Origin of the sequence: Gordonia hongkongensis, from assembly GCF_023078355.1 — a bacterium.
Classification (GTDB): domain Bacteria; phylum Actinomycetota; class Actinomycetes; order Mycobacteriales; family Mycobacteriaceae; genus Gordonia; species Gordonia hongkongensis.
This window is the reverse complement of the sequence record NZ_CP095552.1, coordinates 3,312,823-3,339,312: the sequence shown is the minus strand read 5'-3', so window position 1 is coordinate 3,339,312 and position 26,490 is coordinate 3,312,823. Positions and strand designations below refer to the sequence as shown.

The following is a 26,490-nucleotide window of genomic DNA, read 5'->3' as shown; positions in this document are numbered from 1 at the left end:
GCACTACCCTGCGCCGACACGAGTATGTGAAGCTAGTGGGCGTGACGAGCATCCAGGTGGCCGACGAGGTCTTCGTCGCCGCGGCGCCGCCGTTGGCGACCGCCGTGATCGGCGACCCCGCCAACTGGCGCCGGTGGTGGCCGGACCTGCGTCTGGCGGTCACCGAGGACCGGGGCGAGCAGGGCGTGCGCTGGCAGGTCGCGGGTCCGGTGTCGGGGACGATGGAGATCTGGAACGAGGCGGTCCTCGACGGCTTCGTGCTCCACTACTTCCTCCACGCCGAACCCACCGGTCCGCTGCCCGACGACCCCCGCACCCGCGCCGACGTGCTGGCCGAGGAGAACAAGCTGCGCCGCGTGACGGGCAAAGAGGTCTCCTTCGAGGTCAAACGACTGCTGGAGAAGGGCCGCGTCGTCGGTGGTCCCGCCGGTCTTGAGTCGGCCGGGATGCGGTGATGGCCGACCACACCGAACGCGACATCGTCATCGGCGCCGACGCCGACGCCATCCTCGCCGTCATCGCCGACTTCGAGCACTACCCGGAGTGGGTGACCGCCGCCCGCGAGGTCGAGGTGCTGCGCACGGATGAAGCCGGCCGCGCCCTCGAGGTCCGGTTCGTGCTCGACGCCGGTGTCCTCCAGGACACGTATGTGCTTGCCTACGAATGGGATCGGAACGCCCCCGCGGTGTCGTGGCGCCTGGTGTCGAGCGATCTGCAGAAGGATCAGCGCGGACGATACGTGCTGACCCAACAGGTCCCGGGATCGACGAAGGTGACCTACGAACTCATGGTCGACCTGCAGGTGCCCATGATCGGCCAGCTGAAGCGGCGAGCCGAGAAGGCGATCACCGATGCCGCGCTGAACGACCTCAAGAAGAGGGTCGAAGGCTGATCGATCTCACACCCATCCACATCGTGCTCGGGCCGGGGGGTTCCGGTGTCTCCGCGGTCGCGGCCGCCGGTGCGACCCAGCGTCCCGGCACCTCCCGGTCGGCCCGGGCCGTGCCCCGGTCGGGCCTGTCGGCAGCCGAATCCGACACGCTCCTCATCACCGTCGACCGCTGGTCGCCGGTTCCCGACTGGGCACGGGTGTACCGCCGGCCCGGCGAGCCCGTCGCGGTGTCCAAATACCTGCACCTGTTGACCCTGGACCGACTGGACCTCACCGAACGCACATGGTCGGCGTTCGTCGAGGTGCTCGAGCACACCGTGAGCCGCAGCAAGACGGTCCTGCCCGGCGTCGGCACCCTGGCCGGGATCGACGCCGCCGAGCTCACCTCGTTGCCCGGGATCGACGACTTCCTGCTCCTGCGCCGTATCCGGGACGAGGCGATCAGCGGCCGGTGGCAGCGGATCGTCGTCGACTGTTCCGGGTGTGGTGACCCACTCCAGTTCCTCCGTGGCGGAGCAGTTCTCAGCCAGGCCCTCAACCGGTTCTGGCCGCGTCACCGACGCCTCGCGATCGCTTCCGAGCGTCCGATGGTCGCGCAATTGACGGCCGCGGTCGACGCCATCGACCGGGACTGCCTCGACATCGCCGAACTGTTCGCCGATCCGCATGCGGTGGCGGTGCACCTCGTTCTCGCCGCCGACGACCGGAGCCGACGACTCACCGGCCACCATCTCGCCGCCGCCGACCTCATGGGCCTGCCGCTGGCCTCGGTCCAGGTCAACGCGGGCGTCGGCGCCGAACCGGCGGCCGAGGTCGCGGACATGGTGCGGGCCGAACTCGCCGGTTCCGACGGTTCGCGTTCCGTCGTCGTCGAGGTGGTCGAGAAATCGTCCGGTGCGATCGATCGCATGGCGCGGCTCCGCAAGCTCTCGGTCTCGTTGCCGGCACCGCACGGCGTCCCCCGGGGTTCGGCCGCGGCCGAGGTCGAGGCGGTCCAGGGGCGCGTGAGCGGCAAGCCGGCCGGTCCGGTGTACCGGTTGTCGTGGCCGCAGCGCCTACCGGATCCGGATTCGCTGGCTCTCGGGCGCAGCGGAGACGACCTCCTGGTGACGATTGCGGGGTTCCGCCATCCGGTGCGGCTGCCGTCGATGCTACGACGTTGCACGGTCGTCGACGCCGACTGGGACGGCACGACCCTGGGCATCGGCTTCGTCCCCGATCCGGCGGTGTGGCCCCGGCCGCAGAACTGAGCCGGTTCCTCGGCCCCGGTACGTCGACGCCGCCCAGTTCCCGACGGCCAGGTGGGACGGCGACGGTGGAATGATTCCGCCCGGGCGGGGTACGTTCGCCAGACCGCACCGTTCGAGACGGCAGGGTACGGTGCCGATGACCCCGACGACAGACACGCGGGTGGGTGTTCGCGCGGGGCCGGGAGAAGGGGAGAGTTGGCGATGGGCACGGACGACGAGACGTTCCGGCAGGCCGGTGACGGGTCCGCGGACGGACGTCGCGACGGACCCGCCGATCCGGTGCGCGACCTGCTGCTCGGACTGGCCGCCCAGATCGACCACCTGGCCGCGCTCTTCGCGCCGGCTCCGCAGTCGGCCACCGCCGGTGGTGCGGACGCAACGGGGACGCGCCCCGGTTTCGCCGCTTTCGCCGACGGTGGTCCGCTCGGGCATGCGCTCTCCGGGGCGTCGGGGGAGATCACCTCGTTGCTCGCCGAGATCGGCGATCTGGTCGCCCGGCTGATCGCGGCGGTCATCGCCGTACTCGAGGCCATCGCCGAGGCGCTGCGTTCGTCGCCGACCTCATCGGCGTCACCACGCCAGTACGAACCGATCGCGGTGCGATTCAACGGACCGGCCGCCGGGCGCGAGGCCGGCACACCGCGACGCGGTGATGCCTCACGGCGGGCCACGCCGCCCCCGAACCCGGCCCCGGGCAGGAGAACTGATGGGCGACCTGACGATCGGCATCGACATCGGCGGCACCAGCGTGCGCGCCTCGGTGGTCGACGACCGGGGGACGATGCTCGACACCCTCCGCGCGCAGACCCCGCCGACCGCGGCCGCGCTCGAGCACTGCCTGGACCGGTTGGTCGGCGAACTGACCTCGCGCTGGGACGCGAAGGCGGTCGGGCTCGCGATCGCCGGCTTCCTGACCACCGACCGCAGCATCGTCCGGTTCGCGCCGCATCTGCCCTGGCGCGAGGCGCCGGTCGCCGAGGAGATGACCCGCCGCGTCGGGATCCCGGTCTTCGCCGAACACGACGCCAACGCCGCCGCGGTGGCCGAATGGCGGTTCGGCGCGGCGGCCCGTGGGCACAACACCGTCGTCCTGGCGATCGGGACCGGGATCGGCGCCGGGTTCGTGATCGACGGGGAGATCTACCGCGGAAGTTACGGCGTCGCACCGGAACTCGGACATCTGACGATCGTCCCCGACGGGCGCGCCTGTGCCTGTGGCAAACGCGGCTGCTGGGAGCGGTACTGCAGCGGCACCGCACTCGTGGACACCGTGGTCGAGTTGCTCGCCGACGGCGACTGGGGGCGCAGCCAACTCGCCGCCGATGTCGCCGCGGACCCCGGGTCGCTGACCGGCCGTCGGGTCGCCCGCGCGGCCGCCGACGGGGACGCCGTCGCGCTGGCCGCGTTCGCGCGGTTCGCGACGTCGCTCGGCCAGGGGCTCGCGATGATCGCCGACATCTTCGACCCCGACCTCATCGTCCTGGCCGGCGGCGTCGGCGCGGCGTCGGGGCTGTTCCTCGACGAGGCCCGGGAGCACTACGCCCGCCAGGTCACCGGTGCCGGACACCGTCAGCTCGCGCGTATCCGCGGTACCCAGCTCGGCGAGACCGCCGGCGTCGTGGGCGCGGCCGAGGTTGCGCGACAGGCGATCCGGACGGCCGCACGCCCTCTGGCCGACCCGCACCCCGAGACACGGCCGGTCTCCGGGCTCTGAGTGCTCCCGGCGAGACCCCGAGCGGTCCCGGCCGGACGGTAGAGTGCGACGCGGGTAAGGTCTTGGCGTCGGGACACTCCTCGGTTCCGCGGTCTCCGCGGCGCGGTTGTCCGGCGGTGGTCATCGGGTCGGTGTGCGCGGCGAGGAGATTCTCATGTGGTACTGGGCGTTCAAGTACATCTTTCTCGGTCCGATCCTGCGGGTCCTCGGCCGGCCGACGATCGAAGGACACGAGAACATCCCGACCGACGGCCCGGCGATCCTGGCGAGCAATCACCTCGCGGTGATGGACAGCTTCTTCCTGCCGCTGATGGTGGATCGCCGCATCTACTTCCTCGCCAAGAACGAGTACTTCACCGGTACGGGGCTCAAAGGTGGCTTCCAGCGCTGGTTCTTCACCGCGGTCGGTCAGATCCCCATCGACCGGTCGGGAGCCGAGGCCGCCGAGGGTGCGCTCACCGCGGCACGCCGCCAGCTCGACAAGGGCAAGCTGATGGGGATGTACCCCGAGGGCACCCGATCGCCCGACGGACGCCTCTACAAGGGAAAGACCGGTCTCGCCCGGCTGGCCATGGACACCGGGGTGCCGGTCATCCCCGTCGCGATGATCGACACCCACAAGTTCAACCCGCCGGGCAGCATCCTGCCGCGACCCACCCGGGTGTCGGTGCGTATCGGCAAGCCCCTGAACTTCTCGCGTTACGAGGGCATGGAGGGCAACCGCTACATCGAACGCGCGGTCACCGACGAGATCATGTACGAGCTGATGCAGCTCTCGGGTCAGCAGTACGTCGACGTCTACGCTGCGAGTCTCAAGAACCAGGCCCCGCCGGTCGAGCCCCCGGCGGCCGACGCCGCCGCTTGAGGAAGTCTCTGACCGCCCTCTGCTCCCTGAGCTGAGGTGCGAGCGATGCCCTCCCTCTGCTCCCTGAGGAGCGAGCTTGCGAGCGTCACGAAGGGTCCTGGTGAGATGCGGGGCAAACCCTTCGTGACGCGCCCTCCGCAAGCTCCGGGCGCTCCTCAGGGAGCGGTGGTTGGTTGCGCCCTCCGCAAGCTCCGGCCTCCTAAGGGAGCGGGGTGATGTTCGCAAGCGCTCTTCAGGAGCGTGGTGATGCGCGCAAGCTCGCTTCTCGGCGAGCACCCGCCGCAGTCGGTCAGCCGGCGTCGCCGACCCGGGTGCCGTCCAGGACGGCGCACAGCTCTGGTATCCAGTCGCGATCTGCCGGGACGATCTCGGCTGCGTCGAGGTGTCGTAGCTCGTCGGCGGAGAACCAGCGCACGGCGAGGTGCTCGAGCGCGGTCGGAGTCCCCGAACGCAACCGCGCAACGTAGGCGTGCAGGGTCAGGCCACCGGGCAGCGCGACCGGGGAGCCGACGCCCTCGCCGGCTTCGACCTCGGCTCCGAGCTCCTCGCGGATCTCCCGAACCAGCGCCGCCGCATGGGTTTCCCCCGACTCGACACGACCGCCGGGCAGTTCCCACAGACCGGCGAGTTCGGCGGGACGGGACCGCTGCGCCAGCAGCAGCCGGCCGTCGGCGACGATCGCCGCGGCGACGATCGCCGCGGCGACGACGTCGCGCGGTCGGGTGTCGCGGGGTTCGTCGCGCGCGGCGCGCGTCGCGATCATCCAGGCGAAGGTGACGAAGGTTGCCGCCGGCCACGCGGCCCCGAAGATCGCCTCGAGTGCCGCCGGGGGATGGGGACCGTACTCGATCGTGACCCGGAGCAACCACGGAATCCCGAGGCCCGCGACCACGATCCACATCGCGAGGACCGCCCGCGCGCCCCGGCGCCGCGAACCGGTGCCGTGCACGAGCCAGATTCCCAGCGGGATGATCCACACCCAGTGATGGACCCACGAGATCGGCGACACCAGGAGTCCGAAGAGCTGGACCACCAGCAGGATGCCGAGCGCGTCGGACACCGCGCGGCCGGCGAACACCGCCACCACGACCGCGACCAGGACGCCGACCATCCAGATCCAGCCCGACCCCACGTCGAAGCCCACGAAGCGGGACAGGGTGCCGCGCAGGCTCTGATTGATCACCGCCTCGACGGGGCCGATGCGCTCGGCGTCGCCGAGTAGGGTCCCGTAGTAGGTGCGGGTGACGTCGGGGAAGAGCAGCAGGCAACCGAGGACGGTGAAGACGAAGGCGACCGCGGCGGCCAGGGCGCCCAGGGGTTTGCGGGCGGCGAGATACCAGAGCCCGGAGATCGCCGGGGTGAGCTTGACCCCGGCCATCAGACCGATGAGTGCGCCGCCGGCGAGCACCCCGCGGTCGCTGCGCGCCCAGGTGACCGCCAGCAGGGTGCCCAGCATCAGGAAGACGTTGATCTGGCCGTAGTCCAGGGTGACCCGGACCGGTTCGCACCAGATCGCGGGGGCGGTCCAGAGTGCGGCCACGGCGTAGACGTCGGTCGTCGACCCGCACAGGCGTAAGGCGAGGACGACGCAGGTGTACAGGGCTCCGAACGTCGCGAGCTGCCAGCCGATGGCCACCAGGTCCCATGGCACGAGAGACAACGGGTACAGCACGACGGCCGCGAACGGCGGATACGTGAAGGGCAGGGCGAAGTCGGTCTCACCGGCGTAGGTGAAGAGATAGAGCGACCCGTCGGCGAGACCCGCCGAACCGTCGCGGTAAACGTGCAGGTCCACGAAGTTCCTGCCGTTCACGGTCAGCGTGTCCCAGACGAGCCGCGCGATGATCGACGCCGCCAGGAGAGCGGTCGCCAGCACGGACCTGGAGCGCACGAAATACCAGGGTAGACAGCCGGAGGGCGGTATGGCGAAACGGTGCGCGGTGAGCGGGTCGGCACGAGGGTGTGTGAATACTTGACCCATGCGTTTCTTCTACGACTCGGAGTTCATCGAGGACGGCACCACCATCGAGTTGGTCTCGATCGGGGTCGTCGGTGAGGACGGCCGCGAGTTCTACGCGGTGTCGACCGATTTCGACCCCGGCCGGGCGGGGGACTGGGTGCGGGCCAACGTGCTGCCGAAACTGCCCTCGCCGTCGTCGTCCGCGTGGCGGGACCGTCGACGCATCCGGGAAGATCTCCTCGAGTTCCTCACCGCCGACGGCTCCGACATCGAGCTGTGGGCCTGGGTGGGCGCCTACGACCATGTCGTGCTGTGCCAGTTGTGGGGTCCCATGACCGCGCTGCCGCGCGAGATCCCGCGGTTCACCCGTGAGCTGCGGCAGCACTGGGAGGCCGCGGGCCGACCGGCGCTGCCGCCCACGCCGTCGGACGCGCACGACGCGCTGAGCGACGCCCGGCACAACCTGCGCCGGTGGGAGGCGATCGAGAAGGCCCGCGTCTGACCCGCCGACGAATCCACGGCCACGTCTCCTCTACCCTGGACGGGTGGTGAACTGGACCGTAGACGTTCCGATCGACGACCTGCCCGAGCTCCCGCCGCTTCCGGGGGATCTCCAGACGCGTTTCGACGACGCGATCAGCCGCCCGGCGGTACAGCAGCCGAGCTGGCCGGCCGACGAGGCGCGCAAGATGCGGACCGTCCTCGAGTCGGTCCCGCCGATCTGTATGCCCGCCGAGGTCCAGACGCTCGCCGCGCAGCTGGCCGACGTCGCCGAGGGGCGTGCATTCCTCCTGCAGGGCGGTGACTGTGCGGAGACGTTCGCCGACAACACCGAACCGCACATCAAGGGCAATATCCGCACGTTGTTGCAGATGGCGGTCGTGCTCACCTACGGCGCCAGCATGCCGGTGGTCAAGGTCGCCCGGATCGCAGGCCAGTACGCCAAGCCGCGATCATCCGACACCGACGCCCTGGGGCTGCCCTCCTACCGCGGCGACATGGTCAACGGATTCGTGGCCGACGCGGCGGTGCGGGCACACGACCCGTCCCGGCTGGTGCGCGCCTACGCGAATGCCGCGGCCGCGATGAACCTGGTCCGCGCCCTCACCCAGGCCGAGGCGGATCTGAGCCGGGTGCACGACTGGAACCGCGAGTTCGTGCGCACGTCACCGGCCGGCGCACGCTACGAGGCCCTGGCGTCCGAGATCGATCGCGGCCTGCGGTTCATGGACGCCTGCGGCGTCACCGATTCGAATCTGAACTCCGCCTCCATCTTCGCCTCGCACGAAGCGCTCGTCCTCGACTACGAACGCGCCATGCTGCGGCTGGCCGACGACCCCGAGGGTGCCGGCAAGGTCCTCTACGACCTCTCCGCGCACTTCCTGTGGATCGGGGAGAGGACCCGCCAGCTCGACGGCGCCCACATCGCGTTCGCGGAGCTCATCAGCAATCCGATCGGCGTCAAGATCGGGCCCACGACGACGCCCGAGCAGGCCGTCGAATACGTCGAGCGTCTCGATCCGCACAACGTGCCCGGGCGACTCACGCTCGTCGCGCGGATGGGCAACGGCAAGGTCCGCGACGTGCTGCCGGCCATCGTCGGCGCCGTCGAGGCGACCGGCCACAAGGTCATCTGGCAGTGCGATCCGATGCACGGCAACACCCATGAGGCGTCGACCGGCTTCAAGACCCGGCACTTCGACCGCATCGTCGACGAGGTGCAGGGGTTCTTCGAGGTGCATCGCGCGTTGGGCAGCCATCCCGGTGGCGTCCACGTCGAGTTGACCGGCGAGGACGTCACCGAATGTCTCGGTGGTGCACAGGAGATCTCGGATCTCGACCTCGGGGGACGCTACGAGACCGCCTGCGATCCGCGGTTGAACACGCAGCAGTCGCTCGAGCTGGCGTTCCTCGTCGCGGAGATGCTGCGCGGCTGAGGGAGCGGGGCGTCAGCCGATCGCCAGGAACGTGCTGCCGACCCAGAAACCGAGGGCGCCGAGGCCGCCGACCAGCACCAGCACGACGACTATCCAGACCAGCGCGCCGAGCCGGCTGCCGCCGATGAGTTCGGGCTCGACGGCCATCGGCCGTGAGGTACGACGGGTCACCGGACGCGGCGCGGAGCCGACGTCGTCGCGCTCGGCCGCAGGTTGCTCCACGGGTGTGGCTGTGTCCGCGGGCCGCGCCGGGCCGGGCACCGACTGGACCCGGGTGCCATGGCCGCCGGGATCGGGGCCCCGGTAGCGCGACACCGTCTGACGCTCGGCCGACCGGCGCGGCGCGGGCACCGTGAACGGCGGGAGGCCGAGTTCGTCGGCGACGGCGAGCAGGGCCCGTTGCATGTCGAAGCCGTCGGCATATCGATCGGCGGGGTTGCGTTCGGTCGCGCGCAGCACGATCTCGTCGAACTCCTCCGGCACCCCCGGGATCACGTCGCCCGGCGCCGGCACGTCGAAGCTGAGTCGCTGGTAGGCGAGAGCCAGGGGTGAGTCGCCCGAGAAAGGTGTTCTGCCCGTGAGGAGTTCGAACATCATCACACCCATGGAGTAGACATCGCTGCGAGCGTCGGCGTGGGTGGACTCGACCTGTTCGGGGGAGAGGTAGGCAGCGGTCCCGAGGATCACGCTGGCCGAGGTCACCCCGGCCTCGGCCACGGCTCGCACCAGTCCGAAGTCCGCGACCTTCACCTCGCCCTCGTCGGAGATGAGCACGTTCTCGGGTTTCACGTCCCGGTGCACCAGACCCGCGGCATGTGCGGTGCCGAGCCCGCCGAGTACCGGCGCGGCCACCGCGACGACGGCATGGGGCGGCATCGGGCCGCGCTCGCGCAACAGTTCGCGCAGGCTGCCCCCGTCGACCAGTTCCATCACCAGGAACGCGATGCCGTCGTCGATGCCCTGGTCGTACACCGCGACGAGCCCGGGATGTTTGAGGCCGGCGACCGCGCGTGCCTCGAACTCGAAGCGGCGCAAGAACTGTGGGTCTCCCGAGTACCGGGAGTCCATCACCTTCACCGCCACGTCGCGTCCCAGCCGCAGGTCGACGGCGAGGTAGACCGCCGACATGCCGCCGCGCGCGATGGGCGCGTCGATCCGGTACCGGTCCTCGAGGACGGTCCCGAGCATCGTGTCGACGGGGGAGTTCACGCTGCCGAATCTACCTGCAGCCCGGGCCGGTCGAGAGCATCGGCACGATGCCGACCGAGGGTGTCGCCGCCGGGGCGTTCGCGGGTCTCGTTCGTCATGTCGTCGCGACCCGACGGTTTCTCCCGCTCCCGACTACCGGCTACCCTTTCGACGTGGGTTCCCTACCGTTGTCGCCTGACACTCTGCCTTCCGACACCGAGTTCCTGTCGATCGACGATGTCGCCGACCGCCTCGGGGTGTCGACCAACCGGGTGCGGACACTCATCCGTGACCATCACCTGCTCGCGGTCTCCCACAACGGATACCCGGCGATTCCGGCGCTCTTCGTGGACGAGGGCGGCGTCGCGAAACACTTCTACGGGCTCGTGGCGGTCCTGATCGACGGCGGTTACACGCGCGACGAGGTGATGGAGTGGCTGTTCACCGAGCAGGAAGATCTCGGACTCCACCCGGCGGCAGCGCTGCACACGGATCTGGCCCGCGAGGTCATCCGCCGGGCGCAGGCCCAGGCTTTCTGAGCGACGCCCCGGCCCCGAACCCCCGGGGTCCGGACTCCCGGTGCTCGGCCTCGGCGCGCCCCGACTCCTCGACGCCCGTCTCCGCGAGGACATCCGACGCGAGAGTGTCCTCGCCGGCCGGGGTCGCGCCCCACGCCCACCTCCCGAACCGGCCCAGCCGCAACGGGTCCCGACGGGTCAGCGACCAGGCCGCGACGCCGGCCAGTGCGGCCGCCAGCGTCACCTCGACAGGTTTGTAGAAGACGATCGCGTCGTCGGGCTGGAACACGATCAGCAGGAACGTCGAGGCACCGACGACCGTGGCCCGCACCCACATCGGCAGGTCGAAGGCCACCGCGATCACCAGCACCCACGTGTAGTACCAGGGCAGCGTCGACGGCTCGAGCAGGAGTACGGCCAGCATCGCCCACGCCATCCCGGCGACCGCGTCCCGCACGTCGTGGCGGTGGCGCCACCAGAGCGCGACCAGCGTGACCGCGAGGACCACCGAACCGATTGCCCGCGTGACCTCCAGCACCGGTTGCAGATTGAGGGCGACGAACGGCGCCGCGACGAGGGTCACGACATGGGCGGCGAGGGTGGGAATGGTGAACCAGTTGATGATGACGTCGGCCCACCCCAGGCCGGTGAGCCAGCCGAGTCCCAAGCCGATCACCAGGGTCCACAGGCCGAACACCGCGACCGCGATCCCGACGATGGATGCGAACACCGTCACCACGTCGCGGGCGGTCACCGGTCGCCGGGAACGGATGTGCGACAGCCAGATCCACAAGACGAACGGCAGTGCGATGCCGGCGGTGATCTTGATCGACACCGCGAGCGCCAGGACGGCTGTGCCCACCACGTGCCGGCCGTCGACCACCAGGACGATCCCGGTGACGAGGACGCCCATCATCAGCAGCTCCACGTGCGGTCCCGCCACGAGATGGATCAGGACCAGCGGGTTGAAGAGCACCAGCCAGAGTCCGGCTTGCGGGGAGGCCCCGAACCGCTCCGCCAATCGGGGGATCGCCCAGAGGGACAGGAAGAGTCCGGGCAGCAGCACCAGCCGGATGGCCAGCACGCCGAGGACGACCTGGTCGCCGGTGATCTCGGTGACGACGCGCAGCATGCCCATGAAGAAGGGGCCGTACGGTGCCGTCGTGGTCGCCCAGACCTGCGCCATGCTGTCGACGAGCGGACCGGGCAGGTGGGCGGGACCGTCGGCATACGGGTCGAAACCGGCGCCGAACACCGCGCCCTGGGCGAGATAGGCGTAGACGTCGCGCGAGTACACCGGCACCGCGACGAGCAGGGGAGCGGTCCACACGAGCACCCATCGGCTCAGCGTCCGCGTCGTCGGCGCGGTGTGGGTGGTGGAGGAGATGATCCGACGCCCCAGCCGGACCCACCCGAACACCATGAGGAACACGCCCAGCCAGAACAGCGTCCCGAAGACGTTCTTGCCGTGCCCGTACGTGATCCAGCTCAGACCCAGATCGGAGAGAAGAGCGGAGTTGCGCGGCGGGTCGCCGACCCCGAAGCTGCCGAGACAGACCAGCACGGACCCGATCGCGCCGAGGATCAGATCGCCCCGACCGGCCGTGGCGGCACCTGTCACGGAAGTGCTCACGCCTGACGGTGCGCGACGCGATGGGCGACCGCGATCAGCTCGGCACGGATGTCGTCGCCGATGTCGGCGGCGTCGAGTGCGGTCAACGCCGACCCCAACAGCTCGTCGATCGAGTTCTCCACCTCGGCCACCGCGCCGAGCTCGACGAACAGGTCTCGCGCGGAACCCAATTCGTCGCTGTCGAGCCGGCGGCCGAAGTAGGAGCGCAACCGCGCGCCGAGGGCCGGGTCGGCCGCATCGGCGCGTTGCAGCGCGATCGCGCGCAGGGCCGTGTGCTTGTCCGAGACCAGATCGTCCCCGGACGGTTTACCCGTGCGTTCGGGATCGCCGAAGACGCCGAGCAGATCGTCGCGGAGCTGGAAGGCGATGCCGAGGTCGTGCCCGATCGCACGCAGCGTCGACACCAGCTGCTCGGACGCACCGGCGAGTCGCGCACCCAGCTCGAGTGGTCGCGCGACGGTGTAGGCGGCGGTTTTGAACTCCATCACCCGGTAGGCGGCCTCGGTCGAGTCGTCGCCGCCGGCCTCGTTCACGATGTCCAGGAACTGGCCGCCGAGCACCTCGGTCCGCATCGCCGCCCACGTCGCGCCCACCTCCGCGGGCAGCGGGTGGTCGCCGTCCCTGCCGGTTGAGCGGTCCCTGCCGGTGGAGCGGTCCCCGCCGGTCGAGCCTGTCGAAACCCCCGGCCGGTGACCGTGGACCAGGTCGTCCGCCCAGGCGAGCGCGAAGTCGCCGGCGAGGATCGCGGCCGCGACCCCGTGGGCGCCGGAGTCCCCGGCCCACTCCGCGCTCGCGTGCCGTGACTCGAACTCCCGGTGCACGGTCGGGTACCCGCGCCGGGTGTCCGACCGGTCGATGATGTCGTCGTGGATCAGGGCGCAGGCCTGCACGAGTTCGAGTGCGGCGCAGACGCGCAGCGCGTCCCGCGGGCCGGGGGCGTCGTCCTCGGCTGCGGCCCCGGCGACGGCACGGTCCGACGACGACGTCCCGCAGCGCCACCCGGCGAAGGCGAAGACCGGTCGGATGCGTTTGCCTCCTCGCAGCACGAACTCCCGGATCAGTTCGGCCGCCTCACCGACCACCGGTGCGATCGCGGCGGCGGCCGGGACCGCGTCGTCGAAGAAGGCGCGTAATTCGGCCTCGACGGCGCCCGGAACCGCATCGAGCGAGTTGGGCGTGGGGATCGTGGAGGTCACCCTGCCAGGCTATGCGACCTGCTCCGTACACTGTGCGGGTGACCCCAACCGCTCCCGCACCCTCGATCGTCGAACGCCTGTCCGCTCCGCACCGCGGCCCGGTCCCGTTCTCGGTCGAGTTCTTCCCGCCGCGTGACGCCGAGGCCGAGTCCCGGCTGTGGCGGGCGGTGCGTATCTTCGAGCGGTTGTCCCCGGCGTTCGTCTCGATGACCTACGGTGCCGGCGGTTCGACGCGGGATCGCACGGTGCGCATCACCGGTGAGCTCGCCGCACAGACCACGCTGCTGCCGGTGGCCCACCTGACCGCCGTCAATCACAGCGTCGCGGAACTGCGCGCGCTCGTCGGTGCCTACGCCGACCAGGGCATCACCAACATCCTCGCGCTCCGCGGCGATCCGCCCGGCGATCCGCTCGGCGAGTGGGTCGCCCATCCCGACGGCGTCGAGTACGCCGAGCAACTGGTCCGGCTCATCGATACCCTCGGCGACTTCCACGTGGGGGTGGCGTCGTTCCCGGAGACGCATCATCGGTCGCCCGACATCGAACACGACACCCGCACACTCGTCAGCAAGTTGCGGGCCGGGGCCGAGTACTCCATCACCCAGATGTTCTTCGACGTCGAGCACTACCTGCGGCTGCGCGACCGGGTCGCGGCCGCCGACCCCGAGCAGGGACTCAAGCCGATCATCCCGGGCATCATGCCGGTGACGTCGCTGGCCACCGTCCGTCGCATGGTCGAGCTGTCGGGATCGGTGATCCCGCCCGACGTCGAGGAGCGGTTCGCCAAAGCGGCGGGCAACGGCGCCGAGGAGGACCGCGCGTCGGTCCGTGCCGTCGGCATCGACTTCGCCACCGAGATGGCACAGCGACTCGTCGCCGAGGGTGCGCCGTGCCTGCATTTCTGCAGTCTGAATTTCGCCAAGGCCACGACGGAGGTCCTGGGCCGACTCGGCGTGGACGTCGACGCCGCGCTGCACGTCCCGGCCTGAACGGCCGAAGCTGTTCCGCCGGACCGGTGTCGACGCCGGTCCGGCGCGGCATCATGTGCCTGCGGGTGGCTTTCGATCCGCGGGCGGCGTTGCCGATGACGGACCCGACACGGGATCGGCGGCAGCCGCGAGTCCTTCACCCGAGATCGACGAAGGGTTTGTCTTAGCCGCCACCGGACGTCCGGGCCGCGGTCCGCGATACCGCTTGGAGTAGGCGATCCGGACGATCACCAGGACGACCACGACGCACAGCAACGCGACGAACCACGACCAACTGCTGACCGCGGCGGTCGCCGGGTCCGGATAGGTGGCATCGGCGCTGAAGTCCGACGGTTCACCCGGAGCAGGGGTCCAGGTCACGGTGGACTCGCCGACCTGCTCGCCGTTCGTCGCGGTCACCGGACCGCCGAAGGTGACGGTCAGCTGCACGTAGTCGCGGTCCGGGACCAGCTCGGTCAGATCGGCGTCGCCGCGGAACCGCACCACCTCCCCGCTGCGCTTGGCGGTGAGGTCCATCGTCAGCGAGGTGTCGCCGTAGGCGTCGGCCACGATGTCGCCCAGCTGGGCGAACTGTCCCGCGGTGAGATCGCTGAACGACGCCCGCGTTCCGACGCGCGTGGCGGGATCGTCCTCGGAGGGGTTCTCGTCCGCGCCGGCCTCGTCGTTTCCGGCGGACTCGGAGGGGAGGGGGAATCCGCCGTGTTCTCGGGTCCGGCGCCCGGAGACGACGGCGCCTCGGGACGATCGGGCACCTGTTTGTAGTCGGTCACCGAGACCTGCCCCACCATCGACTCGGGGAGGTCGAACTGCGGTGTCCCGCGCGGATTGTCCGGGGTGGTCGCCACGACGACGCTCCCCGAGTAGCGATCTCCCACCGTCGTCGACCGTTCGAGACAACCGGCCATCAGCGGGGAGAGGGCGACGAGAGCGACGGCCACCGCGGACGGCAACAGGCGCCGGGCTCGGCGGGACCCGGGCGCACCCGGTACGGGATTCGACGAACGCACGGTGCTCATCGTGCCAGACCCCGGCCGGACCGCGGGGCACCCGTCACACCGCGCCGCGTCGGGTGTCGGCGGTGTCAGGGCCGACGGCCGAGACCCCGACGCCCGCGTCGCAGCGCCAGGTGGGCGGCGATGTAACCGCTCGCGCCGGTGACACCTCCGCCGGGGTGAGTCGACGCTCCGGCGAGGAGCAGGCCGTCGGCACCGGGGACGCGGTGTCCGGCGAGGTCGGGGGTGGGACGCCACATGAACATCTGGTCGATGGACATCTCGACATGCATGATGTTGCCGCCGATCAGGCCCAGCTCATCGGCCAGATCTCGCGGCGTCTGGACGTACCGATGCGCGACCGACTCGGCGAAACCGGGCGCGTGGCGGTCCACCTCGTCGACGACGGCCTTCGCGGCGCGGTCCGCCGCGGCCGGCCAGTCGCCGTCGGCCAGCCGGTACGGATGCCACTGTGCCCAGAGATTGATGACGGAGCGGCCCGGGGGCGCGAGCGTCGGATCGATCGCCGAATAGCTCATCGCGACCACAGCCGGGCGCGGCGGGAGCTCGCCCACCGACGCCGCGGCATGGGCTCGGGTGAGGTGGGCGCGGTCGGTGACCAGCAGTCCGAGAGCCGAATGGACGCCGTGCTCGGGCAGGTCGTCGGGCAGCCCCTGGTAGTCGGGCAGGCCGGTCGTCCCCAGGCGAACCGCCATCCCGATCCCGCTGCCCACGACGATGGTGCGTCGCCACCGGTCGATGACGCCCGCGTCGAAACCGCCGGCGGCGAGGAGGTCGAGCGTGGTGAGCACGTGGCAGGCGTGGATGACTGTTGCGGCACAACGGGATTGACCCGTGCTGGTGAGCACCCGCCAGTGGTCGCCGCAGCGGGCGACGGAGACCGCGGGGTCGCCGCAGGAGACACGGCCGCCGTCCTGGTGGATTCGGTGCACGAGGGCCTCGGTGAGTGCGCCGCTGCCCCCGATCGCGCGTCCGGGCGGGATTCGGTGCATGAGTGCGGCGAATCCGATCATCGGCGCCGTGCCCGGTGCGCTCATGGGCGGTCCGGACTGGGCGCCGAACCACGCGAGTCCCGCCTTGAGCTGTTCGGACTCGAAATACTCGTCGAGGAGGGAATCGCCGGAGGCCATCAATTCGGCGGTCAGGTTCAGCACCCGGCCGCCGCGCCGGCCGAACAACCCCGTGCGTGCCGTGGTGGCGGTGCCGCCGAGCCCGCCGAAGGCCCGGCCGAACTTCCCCATCGTCGCGGGTTGGTAGAACGCATCCATGACCGCCCGCGCCCGCGGCGTCCACGTCTCCACGAAGCGTCGATATGCGGCGGCATCGGCTGCACCACAGGCGTTCTCGATGGAAGCGCACGTCGCGTCGAGGTCGGTGCGGAAGACGATCGGCGGGGCGGTCGCGGTGGCCGGGACGAACGCCCACGGATCGCAGTCGACGTAGCGCAGGCCGTGCGCGGCGAGGTCGAGGTCGTCGAGAACGGGGGAGTGACGGATCATCAGATGCGACGACGACCCCCGGTCGACCCGATGTCCGGGGAACCGTTCGACGGTGGAGACCGCGCCGCCGGGGATGTCGTCCCGCTCGAGTACCTCGACATCCCGTCCGGCCTGTGCCAGGTAGGCCGCGGCGATCAGGCCGTTGTGGCCCGCGCCGATGACGACGGCGTCACGCCGGGTGCCGTGCATCGTCAGCTCCCGGTACCGGCGCGGCGGGCGGCGGCCGGGGGTTGCAGTTCCAGGGGGAGCGGACGGCCGAGGAACGCGAACGGACGCGGATCGCCGGTGAAGGTGAAGTGGCGCAGGACGTCGGTGAAACCCATCCGCCGGTACAACGACCACGCGCGGTTGTCCTCGGCGGGGATCTCCGGGGTCGACAGCAGCACATGGCGTTCGGGCCGATCGGCCAGCAGCCGGGCGAGGAGCGCCTGTCCGATCCCACGGCCCTGGGCGGTCGGGTGGACGTGCAGCTCGGTGAGCTCGAAGTAATCGCGCGCGATCGCCTCGACCGTCTCGGGCGGTCGGCCCGTCTGGCGGAGTCCGAGCCGCAGCTGCTGGTTCCACCATTGACCGGTCGCGCCGGTGTAGCCGTAGGCGATGCCGACGAGCAGGTCGTCGGGTCCGAAGCCGACCGGTGGACCGACCCGGCGCCGCGCGGCCGGCATGGTCCGCGCCTCGTATGGGGTCACCGTCTCGACCGCGCCCACCGCACGCCATCCGGGCCGCGCGATGTGTTCGCGCCAGAGCCCGGCCCGATGGATCTCCGTACCGCGCGGATAATTCATCGCGGTCACGTAGATCTCCAGGGCCGGCTCGAGCCAGGCCCGGGCGTCCTGGCCACTCAGGCTCACCAGGCGGATGGTCAACGGATTTCCGTTCTCTGCATCGTTCGTCCTGCGTCGTCGACCTGCGGACGAGGTCGGCTGCCGCTGGGGCGGGCCGCCCTCTGCCGGGGGCATCGCGTCGCAGGCCACTTCCGGGAATTGTCCTATCGATGATGCACACTCGGCAGGAATCGGCCCGCAGGTGGTGGCGTTGTACTCCCCGGCGGGGGTTTCGGGTCACAGATGTCTTGAACGCCGACGCCGGGATAGCTATATTGAACGTGTCGAACGGATGTTCGATGAATGTGCCTCCGCAAGCTGTTCGCGTTCATCCGACGACACGGTCCGGCGGCGGACGAGGGAAGCGTCTGCCGCCGGACACAGCCCATACGCACGAGGAGGACGACATGGCCAGACACCGCAGCGCCACGGCTCTCACCCACGCGGCGCCCGTCGACCCGGTGATGGTCGGTCGAGCGCGCGATCTCCTCGAGCGCGCACACGTGCTCTTCGACAATGCCGACGGCGTCGACGACGACGTCGAGCGGTTCCGCCAGCTGTACCTCGTCGCACTCCGCGCCTCGGGCGCGGCCCTTGCCGTGCACGAACCGGTCGGGACCGTGCGGCGCAGGACGTCGAACGCCTGGACCCGCATCGGTGTGGTCGCCCCCGAGCTGGCGCCGATCGCCGCCCGGTTCGCCGCGCTGTCGCCGGTTCGGATGAAGATCGAGTCCGGGATCATCCGCACGATCGACCCCGACAGCGTCGCCGGCATGCGGCTGCTCGTCCTCGACTTCCTGCGTCGGGTCGAGACGATGGTCATCGCCTACGAGCAAGGAAAACTCGGTGCCGAAGCGCCGCAGATCGGCGCGACGGCGTGAATCCGGCCACACTTTGCGGTTTCTGGCACCGCCCGGTCGTCGGCAACAGCGAGTAATGGTGGTCGCGGTCGATTTCACCTCGTATCATGGGACGATATAGGCGCAGACGCCTTTCCGGTCGCGGGTGACCTTCGTCGGCGTCACGGATCAGTGAGAAGGAGGGTCGGTGCCACTTTCGGAGCACGAGCAACGCATGCTCGAACAGATCGAGAGCGCGCTGTACGCGGAAGACCCCAAGTTTGCGTCCAGTGTCAAGCGTCGGCGCCTTGGGAAGTCGAGCGGTCGTCGTCGCCTGCAGGCGGCAGCGGTCTTCGTCGTCGGCCTGGTGATGCTGGTCGGCGGACTCATCGTCAACATCAACATCGGCGGATTCCCGATCGTGAGCCTCCTGGGCTTCCTGGTGATGTTCGGGGCCGGCCTCTTCGCTCTCTGGGGAGACAACAACACCGCCGAGGCGGGCTCGTCGTCGACCAGGTCCGGCAAGAAGCAACCGGGGTCGTCCGGCGCCAAGCGCAAGCTGTCGGAGCGCATGGAGGAGCGATTCAATCGCCGGTTCGAGCAGGAGTGATCCGCTGATCCCGACTCCGCGTTCGTCGATCGGCTGACCGACTCCCGCAACTTCGCATACGACTGAGCCGCGTGCCTTCGGGCACGCGGCTCTTTCATGTCCTCGATCGCTCTCCAGAGCACGCTGAACGGGTTCGGGCGCACGGCCGACGGATTCGGGCGCACGATCGACGGGATCGGACGCCCAGTCGACGGTCCTCGCTCTTCTTTGCCGGCATCCCCACTTCTCCCCACCGGCGATCCCCACTTCTCCCCACCGGGACGCCCCACTTTGCCCCACTCGAGGATCTATGCCTGGATTTCCCGCCTCTCGAACCTCATCGGTGTCTCTGGTCACACGCTTGATGCGCTTCTTTCGGCCCGTGACGCGCCGGGGACACGCGCGTTCATTGTCAACTTGAGCTCCCTGAACTGGGAATTTGCTGTCAGTGGGTGAATGCGGGGGCGGTGGGGGTGGAAAGTGGTGGAAAGTGGGGTACTGTGGCAGCACTGGGTGAGGCGAGATACGACGCGGAACCCGGTGGGCAGGAGGTGTCGACGTGTCCGTGCGATTCGTCGGTACCTACACGCCCAAATTGGACGACAAAGGGCGGCTCACGTTGCCCGCCAAGTTCCGCGATGCACTGGCAGGAGGGGTAGTGGTCACCAAAGGCCAAGATCACAGCTTGTCCGTGTACCGGACCGAAGAGTTCGACGCGATAGCCGCTCGGATCGTCGAGGCGTCTCGGAACGACCCTGATCTGCGCGCGTTCCAGCGGACGTTCTTCGCCGGTTCGGAAGAGCAGCGACCGGACGGTCAGGGCAGGATCAGCCTGTCCGGCGACCATCGCGTGTACGCGGGGTTGTCCAAGGAGTGCGTGGTGTTCGGCAGCTTCGATCACCTCGAGATCTGGGACTCGGCCGCATGGAACGAGTACCAGACGCGGCACGAGGAGAACTTCTCGGCCGCCAACTCCGCCGCGCTGAACGCGGTGCTGTAGCCGGAGGACCGGCCCGCCACACCGCCGAGACAGCAACACCAACGACAGCAACCGACCAGAAACCGACCGAAGAGACAGCAACCGATGGGCGAGTTCGGTGCCCAGCGGCTTCGGGTGGCACGAGGCCCCGGCCCGGTGGCGACCCTGGCGTACTTCCCCAACGCCAGGTGCGTGATCGGGTCGGGACCCCGCTCCATCCGACCGCCTGCTCTCGCCGACCCGAGGCATCCGCCCACCGCCGATACCGCATACATGCCGATGGGGGTCTTCATCATGGTCGATGCCGAGGACAAACCGCGTCGGTCCGGCGAGTTCGGTCACATCCCCGTCATGGGTGCGCGCATCGTCGAACTGCTGACCCCCGCACTGGATTCCGACGATCCGCGCGTCTTCCTCGACGCCACGCTCGGCGCGGGCGGGCACAGTCAACTGGTTCTCGAGTCGTTCCCGAACGTCCGCGTGGTCGGCATCGATCGGGACGCCTCGGCACTGGAGATCGCCCGCGAGCGCCTGACGTCGTACTCCGACCGGATCTCGCTGCACCAGGCCACCTTTCACGAGATCCGCGACGTGATGGACGCAGCGGGGGAGTCGGTCATCGATGCCGCACTGTTCGATCTCGGGGTGTCGTCGATGCAGCTGGACCAGGCCGGACGCGGTTTCGCCTATGCGGTGGATGCGCCGCTCGACATGCGCATGAACGCCGACGACCCGCTCACCGCCGCCGACGTGCTCAACACGTACTCGCACGGCGAATTGGCCCGTGTGCTCTCCGATTACGGGGAGGAGCGCTTCGCCGGCCGGATCGCCTCGGCGGTCCTGCGGGAGCGGGAAAAGGAGCCCTTCACGACCAGCGCGCGTCTCGTCGAACTCCTCTACGACGCCATCCCGGCCGCCACCAGGCGGACCGGCGGGCACCCGGCGAAGCGGACGTTCCAGGCGCTGCGCATCGAGGTCAACCACGAATTGGATGTCCTGCGTGAGGCTCTGCCGGCCGCGCTGGAAGCGCTCGCCGTGGACGGACGGATCGCCGTGATGAGTTACCAGTCTCTCGAGGATCGGATCGTCAAGCGCGAGTTCGCGACGCGCACATCGTCCACCTCGCCTCCCGGCCTCCCGGTCGAGTTGCCCGGCACGGCACCGGAGTTCCGTCTCGTCACACGGGGCGCCGAACGTCCGGACGAGAACGAACTGGCCGCCAACCCGCGCTCGGCGCCGGTGCGTGTCCGCGCGATCGAACGAGTCGAGAAGAAGGGCTGAGCATGACCATCCTGCACGAGGCCCCGTCGCGGTCCGCCGGGGACGAGCGCGATTCGCGACGGTCACGCCGAACCCGCATCGAGTCCGAACGTGCGACGCGATCGAGGGCCGCCCAGCGGGCACTCGACCGTCGACACCGACGCTCCGCGGCGGGTCGTGCCACGCCGCCGCGTCGTACCGGCGGCAGACTGTCCATGACCGGGGTGTCCCTGCGAGAGCGACTGCAGCACACCCCGTTTGTCGTGCCGGTGATCGCGTTGCTCGTCCTCGGACTCGGTCTCAGTCTGTGGTTGTCGACCAAGGCGGCGCAGGATTCCTACAAGCTGGGAATCGAGCGGACGCAGAACCAGTCCCTCATCGATCAGCGCGACGCGCTCAAGCGCACGTACGAATCGGGCAACTCGGCGCCTGAATTGTCGGACAAGGCAGCACGTCTCGGCATGATCCCCGCCGACAACCCCGCTCGGATGATCGTCGACGACCCGCGACGCCCGCGCGTGGTGGGCAAGCCGGAGCCCGCGTCCGGGCGTCCGATGGGGAGCCTGAATCCCGATACCGCACCGGATCCCGCGGAATCGATCGACCCGAGCGAGGTCGACGACTCGATCGGGCTGGGCGGCGGATCGGGTTCCGCGGGACCCGAGGCGGGCGGGACGTCCACACCGCAACCCGCACCGTCGCAACCCACATCGTCGCAACCGGCATCCGGCGACCCGGCGGCCGGCGGACCGTCTCCGTCGCAGACCGCACCGCCCGGCGCGAATCCGCTCCCGTCCGGGGCGAGTCCGGCTCCCTCCGGGGCCGGTGCCGTGCCCCCGGCCGCGCCGTCGGCCCCGACTCCGGCGCCGAATGTGGTGCCCACCCCGTGAGTTCGCCCCGATCCGCGCTTCCGAAGTGCGCTGGATCTCCGGCGCCATCTCCAACCCGCCGGGGTCAAATCCGGGGTAACCACGTTGAAGCGGTGAACAATTGACGACCATGACAGGTGCGACCTTCGAGCGGCTCGGCGCCGGCCCGTCGCGTCCGGGACGCCGGCCCGGGCGTGGACCCGGAGCGGGGTCGGGAGGATCGGATCGGAAGGGGCCCGGCGGGCGGAACGGCCGTGGGCCGCAGGGTTTCGTCTTCCGTGCGCGCGCGGCCGGCGTGGTTGTCCTGCTGGTCGTTCTCGCCGTCGCGGTCAAGATGATCGTCGTCCACACGGTGCAGGCGAGTTCGATCTCTGCCGAGGCCGCACAGCAGCGCGAGTACACGCAGGTCCTCACCGCCAAGCGCGGTGCGATCCTCGACCGCAACGGGCGCCCGCTGGCCTACACCGACGAAGCGCGGTCGTTGACGTTCCTGCCCAAGGCCGTTCGCAAGACGATCGAGGAAGAGCACCGCAAGAACCCCGCGCTTCCCGACGTCGAGACCAGGCTCGAGGAGATCGCGAAGGGGGTGTCGGTGGCCCTCGGTGGTTCGATCAGCGAGGAGGATCTCCTCGAGAAGGTCACCGGCGAGGACACTTTCGTGTACCTCGCGCGGTCCGTGAGCCCCGACGTCGCGTCCCGGATCACCGAGGACTTCCCGGAGGTCGGTGCCGACCCGCAGAGCATCCGCCTGTACCCGGGTGGGTCGCTGGCGGCGAACGTGGTCGGCGACGTGAACTACGACGGCAATGGACTCATCGGGCTCGAGGCGTCGCTGGACTCGATCCTGTCCGGGACGGACGGCTCGCGGACCTACGACCGGGGATCGGACGGGGCCGTCATCCCCGGCAGCATGCGCAACGTGCACCCGGCTCTCAACGGGGCGACGGTGCGCCTCACCCTCGACTCCGACATCCAGTGGTTCGTCCAGAGCCAGGTCATGAAGGCCAAGCAGGCATCGGGTGCGCAGGGCGCGTCGGCCGTGGTGCTCGATGCCAAGACCGGTGAGGTGCTGGCGATGGCGAACGACGGGACGTTCAACGCATCCATCCCGTTGTCCGATCAGCCCGATGCCGAGCTGGGCAACCCCGCCGTCACCTCGCCGTTCGAGCCGGGGTCGGTCAACAAGCTCATCGCCGCCGCGGCCGCCGTCGAATACGGCATCACCCGGCCCGAGACGGTGCACCGTGTTCCGGGCAGCATCCGGATGGCAGGGGTGACGGTGCGCGACGCCTGGGAGCACGGGGTCGAGCCGTACACGACCACCGGCATCTTCGGTAAGTCGTCGAACGTCGGCACCCTGATGCTCGCGCAGCGGATCGGCGAGGAGCGCTTCGCCGACATGGTCAAGAAATTCGGTCTCGGTCAGCGAACCGGGGTCGGCCTGCCCGCGGAGAGCGCGGGAGAGGTTCCCGCCCTGAGTCAGTGGTCCGGTGGCTCGTTCGCCAACCTGCCCATCGGACAGGGCCTTTCGATGTCGCTGCTGCAGATGACCGCGATGTATCAGGCGATCGCCAACGACGGCTTGCGCATTCCGCCGCGCATCCTGGCGTCGGAACAGCGGGACGGGTCGGCGCCCGACGACCGGGCGCGGCCCCAACCCGTCCGAGTGGTGAGCGAGTCCACCGCTCGCACCGTCCGGGACATGTTCCGGTCGGTGGTGCAGGACGACCCGACCGGCGAGCAACAGGGCACCGGGACCAAGGCGGCCGTCGACGGCTACCAGGTGAGCGGCAAGACCGGCACCGCGCAGCAGGTCGATCCATCCTGTGGGTGCTACTCGAACTCGCGGTACAACATCACGTTCGCGGGCATCGCCCCGGCCGACAACCCGCGCTACGTCGTCGGGATCATGCTCGACAACCCACGGCGCAGTTCCGACGGGTCGGGCGGTCAGTCGGCGGCTCCGCTGTTCTCCACCATCACGTCGTGGATGCTCCAGCGCGCCCAGGTGCCGCTGTCCGCGCCGACGCCGCGGCTGACCCTGACCGCGCGGTAGCGCCCGCGGCGTCCGTCGCCGATCAGCCGGGCACCCGGACAGGTGCGGCCATGGGCGCACCGTGTGCCGTGGCGTCGGGGCGGGTCGGTATCGTGAGTGCGATTCTGCGCCTCCCGACGAGGCACCGACGCACCTCGCGGCACAGCCCGGTCCGACGTCCTGACACCGACACCCGTACCGAGCAGTCCCGCACGACCAGCACAGTCCCGAGGAGCGAGCATGTCCGCTCGCCCGTGGGAAACGCCGAGAGAAGAACCGAGGAGGCGAGGAGCACCGATGGCGTCTCGTCGACCATCACCCGACCGGAGTGGCGGACCCATCCGTCCGCGTCATGTCACGCCGACACCGGTGTCCGTGTTGTCCACCGCCACCGGGGCCCGACTCGACCTGGTCGGCGGCGCCGACGCCGAGACCCAGGTGACCGGGGTCGTCCTGCGGGCGCAGGACGGCCGGCCCGGTGACCTGTTCGCAGCACTGCCCGGGGCCAGCACGCACGGCGCGAAGTTCGCCGATCAGGCCGTGGCGGCCGGTGCGACGGCCATCCTCACCGACCCCGCGGGCCGGGCCGAACTGGCTCGCGTCCTGCCGCCGGAGACGGCCGTCGCGGTCCTCATCCATCCCGCTCCCCGCACGGTTCTCGGCAATGTCAGCGCCCGCGTGTACGGCAATCCGTCCCAACGACTCAAGCTGATCGGCATCACCGGCACGTCGGGCAAGACCACCACGTCCTATCTGGTCGAGGCCGCCCTGCTGGCCGCCGGGCACTCGGTAGGGCTCATCGGCACCGTCGAGACCCGCGTGAACGGCGTCGCCCAACCGAGTTCGCTGACCACGCCGGAGGCGCCGACCCTGCAGGCCCTGCTCGCAGCGATGCTCGAGGACGGCGTCGACATCGTCGTCATGGAGGTGTCGAGTCATGCGCTGGCGCTCGGTCGCGTCGACGGTGCGCAGTTCGCGATCGGCGCGTTCACCAACCTCTCGCAGGACCACCTCGACTTCCACCTCACGATGCGCGCCTACTTCGACGCAAAGGCCCAGTTGTTCGTCCCGTCCGCCCCGACGCACGCGGTCCGGGCGGTCGTGTGCGTCGACGACGAGTGGGGTCGGCGAATGGCCGAGCTCGCCCGGCGGCCGGGCGAAGCTGCCCATCTGCAACCGGTCCTGGTGTCCACCGGGCCGACGTCGGCCCACTGGCATGCGGGTGAGTCGTCGCTCGCCGACGACGGCTCGTCACGCACCCCGTTTACCGAGCCGGAAGGTGAGCACGAGCTCCTCATCCCATTGCCCGGCCGGTACAACGTGGCCAACGGGCTCCTGGCCGTCGCCGTGGCACACGCCGCCGGGGTGCCGGTGCCCACCGCACTCGAGGCGGTCGCGTCGGTGAGCGTCCCGGGACGCCTACAGCGCATCGATCGTGGACAGCCGTTCCTGGCCCTCGTCGACTACGCGCACAAGCCGGGCGCTATCGAGGCGGTGCTGGCGACACTGCGCGGGCAGACGACCGGACGGGTGGCCATCGTCGTCGGTGCCGGCGGCGATCGCGACACCGGGAAACGGCCGCTGATGGGGGAAGCGGCCGCGCGCGGTGCCGAACTCGTGGTCGTGACCGACGACAACCCGCGTACCGAGGACCCGGGTGCGATCCGGGCCGAGGTGCTCGCCGGTGCACAGGCCGTGCCCGGAACCGAGCGCCCCCGCGGCGCGGAACCGATCCGGGAGATCGGCGATCGCGCCGCCGCGATCGAGGCGGCCGTCGCCTGGGCACGGCCCGGCGACATCGTGCTGGTCGCCGGCAAGGGACACGAGGCAGGACAGGAGATCGACGGCGTGAAGCATCCGTTCGACGATCGGGAGGTCGTCGCCCGTGCGCTCGAGTCCCGCGCCGCCGACGCTCCGGGTGCGGTCGCGGAGGGCGAACGATGACCACCGGAGCGGTCACGGTCATCCGCGGCGATGCACCGGTGTCGGTCGACGACGCGCGCCGGCTGATCCGGCGCCTCGCCGAGTCCGCCGGCGCCGGCCGCACCTGGGCGGTCATCGCCGAGCTGGCCTCGCCGGCCGGCCTGACCGAGAACCAGCGCGTCGTCGAACATGATCTGCTGGGTCGCCTGGCGGTCCGACTGGCCGTCGACAAGACTCTCTGCGTGGGGGATTCACGATCGGTGCACGCGCTGCACCAGGGCGCGGTCATGGAGGGTTCGTGGGGTGACGAGGCGCGCATCGTCAAGTCCGTCGACGCCGCCGCCCGACTCGCCGACACCGAACCGGACTGGCAGCCCACCGCCGGCGACGTCATCCTGCTGGCCGCGGCCGGCGCCGATCTCGACTCCGTGATCACCGCGTGGTCCGAGCGGGGCGGATGGCAGGTCGTCGACGCCCCTGCCGGCGACGAGGCGGCACCGTGAGCGCTCGCGCGGGCG

23 protein-coding genes and 1 pseudogene are annotated in these 26,490 nt (G+C 70.1%); 17 read left to right on the top strand and 7 right to left on the bottom strand.

Annotated elements, in window-relative coordinates; all coding sequences use genetic code 11:
* The first annotated feature begins 26 nt into the window (after nucleotides 1–26).
* The 5 genes from MVF96_RS15065 (at nucleotide 27) to MVF96_RS15045 (ending at nucleotide 4,721) form a co-directional block, all read left to right on the top strand.
* A complete protein-coding gene (locus MVF96_RS15065) occupies nucleotides 27–455 on the top strand; it encodes a hypothetical protein (RefSeq protein ID WP_247449539.1) in 429 nt (142 codons plus the stop codon).
* Nucleotides 455–892, top strand: coding sequence for an SRPBCC family protein (locus MVF96_RS15060; RefSeq protein ID WP_058253066.1), 438 nt, complete (start codon nucleotides 455–457; stop codon nucleotides 890–892). Before MVF96_RS15065 ends, MVF96_RS15060 begins: the two co-directional genes overlap by 1 nt.
* 20 nt (nucleotides 893–912) lie before the next feature.
* The gene (locus MVF96_RS15055; protein ID WP_068972098.1) at nucleotides 913–2,142 is read left to right on the top strand and encodes an ArsA-related P-loop ATPase; all 1,230 of its coding nucleotides are present in this window, start codon (nucleotides 913–915) and stop codon (nucleotides 2,140–2,142) included.
* A gap of 706 nt (nucleotides 2,143–2,848) precedes the next feature.
* Nucleotides 2,849–3,856 (top strand): ROK family protein, encoded by a 1,008-nt coding sequence (locus tag MVF96_RS15050; protein WP_058253064.1) that lies wholly within the window; start codon nucleotides 2,849–2,851, stop codon nucleotides 3,854–3,856.
* A gap of 154 nt (nucleotides 3,857–4,010) precedes the next feature.
* A complete protein-coding gene (locus MVF96_RS15045; RefSeq protein WP_068972097.1) occupies nucleotides 4,011–4,721 on the top strand; it encodes a lysophospholipid acyltransferase family protein in 711 nt (236 codons plus the stop codon).
* A 289-nt stretch (nucleotides 4,722–5,010) separates the two neighbouring features.
* On the opposite strand, the gene MVF96_RS15040 is transcribed toward MVF96_RS15045, so the two are convergent.
* On the bottom strand, nucleotides 5,011–6,597 hold the full coding sequence (locus tag MVF96_RS15040; RefSeq protein ID WP_068970556.1) for a mannosyltransferase: 1,587 nt from the start codon (nucleotides 6,595–6,597) through the stop codon (nucleotides 5,011–5,013).
* Between the two features lie 103 nt (nucleotides 6,598–6,700).
* On the opposite strand from MVF96_RS15040, the gene MVF96_RS15035 reads away from it, so the two are divergent.
* Complete coding sequence (locus MVF96_RS15035; RefSeq protein ID WP_058251695.1) at nucleotides 6,701–7,183, top strand: polyadenylate-specific 3'-exoribonuclease AS; 483 nt, start codon at nucleotides 6,701–6,703, stop codon at nucleotides 7,181–7,183.
* Between the two features lie 43 nt (nucleotides 7,184–7,226).
* Nucleotides 7,227–8,618, top strand: a complete 1,392-nt coding sequence (locus tag MVF96_RS15030; RefSeq protein ID WP_068970557.1) for a class II 3-deoxy-7-phosphoheptulonate synthase — start codon at nucleotides 7,227–7,229, stop codon at nucleotides 8,616–8,618.
* A gap of 12 nt (nucleotides 8,619–8,630) precedes the next feature.
* On the opposite strand, the gene MVF96_RS15025 is transcribed toward MVF96_RS15030, so the two are convergent.
* On the bottom strand, nucleotides 8,631–9,827 hold the full coding sequence (locus tag MVF96_RS15025; protein WP_065632284.1) for a protein kinase domain-containing protein: 1,197 nt from the start codon (nucleotides 9,825–9,827) through the stop codon (nucleotides 8,631–8,633).
* A gap of 152 nt (nucleotides 9,828–9,979) precedes the next feature.
* Here MVF96_RS15025 and MVF96_RS15020 point away from each other — a divergent pair, with 152 nt between their 5' ends.
* Nucleotides 9,980–10,345, top strand: a complete 366-nt coding sequence (locus tag MVF96_RS15020; protein WP_058251861.1) for an Rv2175c family DNA-binding protein — start codon at nucleotides 9,980–9,982, stop codon at nucleotides 10,343–10,345.
* Here the strand turns inward: MVF96_RS15020 and MVF96_RS15015 are convergent.
* Both MVF96_RS15015 and MVF96_RS15010 read right to left on the bottom strand, forming a co-directional pair.
* Nucleotides 10,314–11,957 (bottom strand): alpha-(1->6)-mannopyranosyltransferase A, encoded by a 1,644-nt coding sequence (locus MVF96_RS15015; protein WP_418930389.1) that lies wholly within the window; start codon nucleotides 11,955–11,957, stop codon nucleotides 10,314–10,316. The two genes, MVF96_RS15020 and MVF96_RS15015, sit on opposite strands and share 32 nt — an antisense overlap.
* A complete protein-coding gene (locus MVF96_RS15010; RefSeq protein WP_247449537.1) occupies nucleotides 11,954–13,153 on the bottom strand; it encodes a polyprenyl synthetase family protein in 1,200 nt (399 codons plus the stop codon). Before MVF96_RS15010 ends, MVF96_RS15015 begins: the two co-directional genes overlap by 4 nt.
* Nucleotides 13,154–13,164: 11 nt before the next feature.
* Between MVF96_RS15010 and MVF96_RS15005 the strand changes: the two genes are divergently transcribed.
* Complete coding sequence (locus MVF96_RS15005; RefSeq protein WP_058251700.1) at nucleotides 13,165–14,142, top strand: methylenetetrahydrofolate reductase; 978 nt, start codon at nucleotides 13,165–13,167, stop codon at nucleotides 14,140–14,142.
* 51 nt (nucleotides 14,143–14,193) lie between these two features.
* Here the strand turns inward: MVF96_RS15005 and MVF96_RS15000 are convergent.
* From MVF96_RS15000 to MVF96_RS14990, 3 genes and pseudogenes are all read right to left on the bottom strand, one after another.
* Nucleotides 14,194–15,158, bottom strand: a pseudogene (locus MVF96_RS15000) (LppM family (lipo)protein).
* A gap of 65 nt (nucleotides 15,159–15,223) precedes the next feature.
* Nucleotides 15,224–16,843, bottom strand: coding sequence for a phytoene desaturase family protein (locus tag MVF96_RS14995; protein WP_247449535.1), 1,620 nt, complete (start codon nucleotides 16,841–16,843; stop codon nucleotides 15,224–15,226).
* 2 nt (nucleotides 16,844–16,845) lie between these two features.
* Nucleotides 16,846–17,520, bottom strand: coding sequence for a GNAT family N-acetyltransferase (locus MVF96_RS14990; protein ID WP_058251703.1), 675 nt, complete (start codon nucleotides 17,518–17,520; stop codon nucleotides 16,846–16,848).
* A 365-nt stretch (nucleotides 17,521–17,885) separates the two neighbouring features.
* Between MVF96_RS14990 and MVF96_RS14985 the strand changes: the two genes are divergently transcribed.
* The 8 genes from MVF96_RS14985 (at nucleotide 17,886) to MVF96_RS14950 (ending at nucleotide 26,475) form a co-directional block, all read left to right on the top strand.
* On the top strand, nucleotides 17,886–18,359 hold the full coding sequence (locus MVF96_RS14985; RefSeq protein WP_058251704.1) for an SAV_6107 family HEPN domain-containing protein: 474 nt from the start codon (nucleotides 17,886–17,888) through the stop codon (nucleotides 18,357–18,359).
* Between the two features lie 166 nt (nucleotides 18,360–18,525).
* A complete protein-coding gene (locus tag MVF96_RS14980; RefSeq protein ID WP_159371053.1) occupies nucleotides 18,526–18,927 on the top strand; it encodes a DUF3040 domain-containing protein in 402 nt (133 codons plus the stop codon).
* Nucleotides 18,928–19,465: 538 nt separating this feature from the next.
* The gene (mraZ, locus tag MVF96_RS14975) at nucleotides 19,466–19,906 is read left to right on the top strand and encodes a division/cell wall cluster transcriptional repressor MraZ (RefSeq protein WP_058251706.1); all 441 of its coding nucleotides are present in this window, start codon (nucleotides 19,466–19,468) and stop codon (nucleotides 19,904–19,906) included.
* 273 nt (nucleotides 19,907–20,179) lie between these two features.
* A complete protein-coding gene (gene rsmH / locus MVF96_RS14970; protein ID WP_247452118.1) occupies nucleotides 20,180–21,166 on the top strand; it encodes a 16S rRNA (cytosine(1402)-N(4))-methyltransferase RsmH in 987 nt (328 codons plus the stop codon).
* 2 nt (nucleotides 21,167–21,168) lie between these two features.
* On the top strand, nucleotides 21,169–22,035 hold the full coding sequence (gene ftsL / locus MVF96_RS14965; protein WP_159371051.1) for a cell division protein FtsL: 867 nt from the start codon (nucleotides 21,169–21,171) through the stop codon (nucleotides 22,033–22,035).
* A gap of 109 nt (nucleotides 22,036–22,144) precedes the next feature.
* Nucleotides 22,145–24,070 carry a peptidoglycan D,D-transpeptidase FtsI family protein gene (locus MVF96_RS14960; RefSeq protein WP_159371050.1) on the top strand — a complete coding sequence of 642 codons (1,926 nt, stop codon included), beginning with the start codon at nucleotides 22,145–22,147 and terminating at the stop codon, nucleotides 24,068–24,070.
* A 276-nt stretch (nucleotides 24,071–24,346) separates the two neighbouring features.
* Nucleotides 24,347–25,993, top strand: a complete 1,647-nt coding sequence (locus tag MVF96_RS14955) for a UDP-N-acetylmuramoyl-L-alanyl-D-glutamate--2,6-diaminopimelate ligase (RefSeq protein WP_247449533.1) — start codon at nucleotides 24,347–24,349, stop codon at nucleotides 25,991–25,993.
* Nucleotides 25,990–26,475 (top strand): UDP-N-acetylmuramoyl-tripeptide--D-alanyl-D-alanine ligase, encoded by a 486-nt coding sequence (locus MVF96_RS14950; protein ID WP_247449531.1) that lies wholly within the window; start codon nucleotides 25,990–25,992, stop codon nucleotides 26,473–26,475. Before MVF96_RS14955 ends, MVF96_RS14950 begins: the two co-directional genes overlap by 4 nt.
* Nucleotides 26,476–26,490: the final 15 nt, after the last annotated feature.

Excerpts from the sequence above, each read along its gene's own strand:
- MVF96_RS15060 (WP_058253066.1), top strand. The coding sequence starts at position 455 with ATGGCCGACCACACCGAACGCGACATCGTCATCGGCGCCGACGCCGAC.
- MVF96_RS15050 (WP_058253064.1), top strand. The coding sequence starts at position 2,849 with ATGGGCGACCTGACGATCGGCATCGACATCGGCGGCACCAGCGTGCGC.
- MVF96_RS15045 (WP_068972097.1), top strand. The coding sequence starts at position 4,011 with ATGTGGTACTGGGCGTTCAAGTACATCTTTCTCGGTCCGATCCTGCGG.
- MVF96_RS15035 (WP_058251695.1), top strand. The coding sequence starts at position 6,701 with ATGCGTTTCTTCTACGACTCGGAGTTCATCGAGGACGGCACCACCATC.
- MVF96_RS15005 (WP_058251700.1), top strand. The coding sequence starts at position 13,165 with ATGCGACCTGCTCCGTACACTGTGCGGGTGACCCCAACCGCTCCCGCA.
- MVF96_RS14995 (WP_247449535.1), bottom strand. The coding sequence starts at position 16,843 with ATGCACGGCACCCGGCGTGACGCCGTCGTCATCGGCGCGGGCCACAAC.
- MVF96_RS14985 (WP_058251704.1), top strand. The coding sequence starts at position 17,886 with ATGGCCAGACACCGCAGCGCCACGGCTCTCACCCACGCGGCGCCCGTC.
- rsmH (WP_247452118.1), top strand. The coding sequence starts at position 20,180 with ATGGTCGATGCCGAGGACAAACCGCGTCGGTCCGGCGAGTTCGGTCAC.
- ftsL (WP_159371051.1), top strand. The coding sequence starts at position 21,169 with ATGACCATCCTGCACGAGGCCCCGTCGCGGTCCGCCGGGGACGAGCGC.
- MVF96_RS14960 (WP_159371050.1), top strand. The coding sequence starts at position 22,145 with ATGACAGGTGCGACCTTCGAGCGGCTCGGCGCCGGCCCGTCGCGTCCG.
- MVF96_RS14955 (WP_247449533.1), top strand. The coding sequence starts at position 24,347 with ATGGCGTCTCGTCGACCATCACCCGACCGGAGTGGCGGACCCATCCGT.
- MVF96_RS14950 (WP_247449531.1), top strand. The coding sequence starts at position 25,990 with ATGACCACCGGAGCGGTCACGGTCATCCGCGGCGATGCACCGGTGTCG.